Here is a 4,337-nt window from a genome sequence, read left to right as displayed (position 1 = left end):
GATTGCTCTACGGCACTTCCGAGGGTGGGTGTAGCATAAGCACCGGTGACGCTGGCAAATCTTCCGTCTTTATTTTTTAAGATAAACTTCAATGTATCCGGAACTTCAAGCCCATATGCTCTGGTATTCTCACTGACTACGCCCAAACCATACACCTCTTCGATTTCCGGAAGATACCAGACTGCAAGATCTACCGCATGTATCATAAAATTATACATCCAGGAAAATCCCTGCTGATGGCTCCAGGCACGTTCCAGAAACCATCTGGAGTCACTGATATAATGGGTTTCTATTGTCTCCAGTTCCCCGTGCCTCCCAGCCTCGTAATCCCTTCTCTGCCGCAGTGCCGGCTCAAAATATCTGGAACTCTGCCCCACAAATACAGCCTTCTTTGTCTCTTTTTGTACCCGTACCAGTTCTTTTGCTTCATCCAGGTTAATCATCAAAGGCTTGGTACATATTACATGCTTTCCGGCTAACAGCGCCATTTTAATATGTCTGGCATGGAGCTGGTCCGGCGTATAGATTCCGATAACATCAATCTTCGGATCCTTTAGCATCTCTTCGTAGCTGGTAGTGTATTTATTTAGTCCAAATTCTTCACAGCGTTCTTTACATAGCCCTTCATTTAAATCACAGATATTCCCCAGCTCCCACATCCGGCTGTTTAATACCGCTGATATCACACTTCTGCCTTCACCTAATCCTAAGACTCCCATTGTAAATATATGATCCATGTTCCAACCCTCCTGTTTTTTCTTAGCATAACAAAACGGATGGATAATTGCTTGTAACATGTTTCAAAATTCTTGTACTATCTTTGGATTTATACAAATTCACTTTTAATCTACTTTCACCACATAAGTATTCGTTTTTATCTGAATGAATTTTAATCGAATGATATTGAACCAATACTGAGATCTGATTGTATTTTTGATTATAGGGCTACGGCTGCTTCCATTTGTTACATTATTTGTTCTTTTAATGCAGTTTTGAATTTTACTGTTTTGATAATTTTCTCCTTAATTAAAATAAGCCCATAACTGCGGTTAATCAGTTACAGGCTTGTTATTAAGTATTTAATATTCTTTTATTATATTTGTTAATTTGTTATTTTTGAACAATAAACTTCTTTACCTTTAGGGTATACCGCTCACCATACACTTGATCCACTACATATGATTCTAATGATAATGTTTTTCCGACATACTTTTTCAAATCAAGATTTTTTAATATAAATTTTCCATTATTGTCCGATTTTACTGTTTGTATTCTTTTTTTGTTTGAGTCCCTAAGCACAATATTCGATTTCTTATTTGCCTTTCCAATAATATTTTTAGTATTCTTATTAATTCCATTAAATGTCTTTGGTTTAACTATATTTATAGTTCTTACAAGGTTTTGAAGCTTAATGTGACTTTTAAACCAATTATCATTTCTCAACCAACCATCTGGCAACTTTTTTGTAAATTCTTTTTTGCTTATTTTATTATATTTAAAATTAGCATCCATTAAATTTATATGTTGTTTAAGATTTGGTAATTCTTTTACTCTGTTCAATTGTACATAAATTGACTCTAAATTTGTTAAATTTTCAAGGTCTTTAAGGCTTACTATTTTATTCCCATCTGCAGCAAGATGTTTTAAATTATACAAATGTTTGATTGTCTTTATGTTTTTAATTTCATTAAAGCTAAAATCTAACACCTTTAGTTTATTTAACTTTTCTATCCCAGATAGCGATGAAATTTTATTATAAGATACATCTAAAGAAACAAGATTTTTAAGCTTTCCTATTCCTTTTAGGTTTCTTATTTTTTTAGAATTATTATAATTACTTGCATCTAGCTTTTTTATTTTCAATGCTTCTTTTTCAGTAAATGTGTCAAATCCATATTTGTTAAGTTTACGTAAAATAATTTGATATAAGATTTTATCTGGTATACCAGTATTATCATTACAAATTACTTTGCTATTAGAAGCCATAGTATTATTTACTGGAAGCATTGCCATAACCAGCACTAGGATGATTGAAGATATAAATATTTTTAGCTTTTTATTCATAATTTTACCCCCTATTTAATTTAATTAATATGATGCTTTTTTCATAAGATTTATGTCAAATAGTTTTAATTTATCGACACTCCCAGCATTACCCAGAATGTAATCATATAATTTTTTCTTGGCAAAAGTACCATCATACTTAGCTAAAGCTAATGCATAATCTCCAAAATTTCCGATTGTTCCCTTTGCGAGATTTCCCATGCTTAAAGTTACAGCTTCTTTTGCAACTTTATGTCGGTTAGGACATGTCTTTGGTGAATCAGCTCCTGTCTTGTTACCTTTAACATGTTTAATTGCAACACCTAATTTATTACTATTTCTATATTTAGTAACATGGGCAAATGAATCAGTCAAAAGATGGATAGCACTCCCCCACAAAAAATATTTTCTATTTTCTTTTGTATTACCATATTTAGATAATAGCGTACTCCAAGATTGATCTCCAAATTGTGTTTTGCTAATCTTTGACTTAATCTTATTAAATATCCTTTTATCCAGTCCTTTTATTAATTTATAGTTTGTAAACTTAGATGTATCTCCTCCTTTTAAAGCTATTCTTGTCAAGAATTCATAACACGATACATAATTAACAGGAATTTCTGGAGTACCTTTAATTCTATAACCTCCATGATATTCCGGAAAAGCACCATATCCATATAAATTTGCTTCTCCTGTATCAGGATAGATTGCTCCTGCCTTTATAACAGCTATAATCTTTGCATTTAATTTGAAATCATCAATAAAGTTTCCATGAACTTTCACTGTCCATCTACCTTCTACATATGCCTCATCATCATTGATTTCTTCAAATGTGTCTGCACATTCAGCATTGGCAGGTATAAAATCTTCATTTTTCCTACCTGTATCCTTAAAGTTTTCAGCAAACGTATCATACATACTCATTGCATAATCTGCGTCAATAAGCCCACATTCATCCGAATTTGAAATATTTTTAGATGTCGAGTCTATCAATTGACGAATAAACTCATGGGATTTTGATAAATCTTTTTCCCATAATAATGAAGCTACTCCTACCACATGAGGAACTGCAATACTTGTACCATGAGTTACAACTGATCCTCCAAAGAATGAAGCTGTTTGGATTTTTTCACCCGGAGCTGCAATATCTAATTCTTTTCCAGTATTGCTGAATGAACTTATCTCTGCTTCGGCATTAGTAGATGCTACTGCCATTACTTCTTTAAATGCTGCTGGATATTCTACTTTAGCGGCATTATTTCCAGATGCTCCAACCATTAATATACCTGCAGCATATGCATCTTCTACAGCTTTTTTCATAGCATTTGAATATGAAGAAGTCCCGAAACTCATGTTTATGATATTTACGTCGTTATCAATACACCAATAAATTCCTTTTATTATTCTACTTAATGGTGCTTTATTTTCACCGTCTAAGACTTTTACCGAATATAAATCTACATTTGAATTAACGCCCTTAATTCCACCTTCTCCATCTGCACAAATAATACTGGCAATCCCTGTACCATGCCCCGTAAGGTCTTGATAAATAGGCAAGACATACTCTTCATCCTCTACTAAATTAGTCCAATCTGCAAGTTCAATTCCGTTTACCTCATCAACCCCCGAATCTAATAGAGCGACTTTTACCTTCCGTACACTTCTTGCATTTGGATAAAAATCATCTGCATTAATTGCCTGTAGGTTCCAACCAGCTTCGACCTCAGTTTCACTTGCATTATTTCTTTCCTCTAATAATTTTTCAAATACTTCACTCTTTTTTGCTGCCTCGATATCCTCTGTTTCAGGTTCTTCGGTTTCTTCCTGCGTAAGATTCTCTGTATTTTCAATCGTTTCTGTGCTCACTGTTGACTTTTCTATAATTTCTGTCTCTTCCGTTACTTCTGTTTCCGCTGTTACTGTTTGGCTTTCTTCCTCACTTTCCGTGAGAACTGTTTCTGCTTCTTTTCTTTCCGTGATAACCTCATCTTCCAATGAATTTGCAGAAATTATGATATCCTCTTCCACTATCAGACCACCATTTTGCTTTAATACTTCAGCTTCTTCTGGTGATAATTCCATCACCGCAATATTATTATTCGCTAATTCTGGATCTTCTTCTGAAATACTAATTGATGCTTTGCTTGTGAATGCGTTAAATTCTTTTGAATTATCTGCCATAACGATAAAGCTTTTCGTATCTGTGTCGGTTTTATTATCCGCATTTGCTATAATCAGGTTATTGCTGCCAACCAACTGACACATCATTGCGAATACCAAACAGCTACTTACTA

The 4,337-nt window shown here is 33.7% G+C and carries 3 protein-coding genes; all 3 read right to left on the bottom strand.

The window, feature by feature from the left end:
• Window positions 1-737 (bottom strand): Gfo/Idh/MocA family protein (locus tag ACH2DQ_RS00835; RefSeq protein ID WP_395025110.1); only part of this gene is annotated, 737 nt, incomplete at its 3' end.
• A 373-nt stretch (window positions 738-1,110) separates the two neighbouring features.
• Window positions 1,111-2,064, bottom strand: a complete 954-nt coding sequence (locus tag ACH2DQ_RS00830; protein WP_394911632.1) for a leucine-rich repeat domain-containing protein — start codon at window positions 2,062-2,064, stop codon at window positions 1,111-1,113.
• A gap of 24 nt (window positions 2,065-2,088) precedes the next feature.
• Window positions 2,089-4,337: S8 family serine peptidase (locus tag ACH2DQ_RS00825; protein ID WP_395025107.1), on the bottom strand; the 2,249-nt coding region annotated here is incomplete at its 5' end.

The organism is Robinsoniella sp. (genome assembly GCF_034124845.1).
Note: the sequence above shows the minus strand (reverse complement) of the source record. Positions and strands in the feature narration are given on the sequence as shown.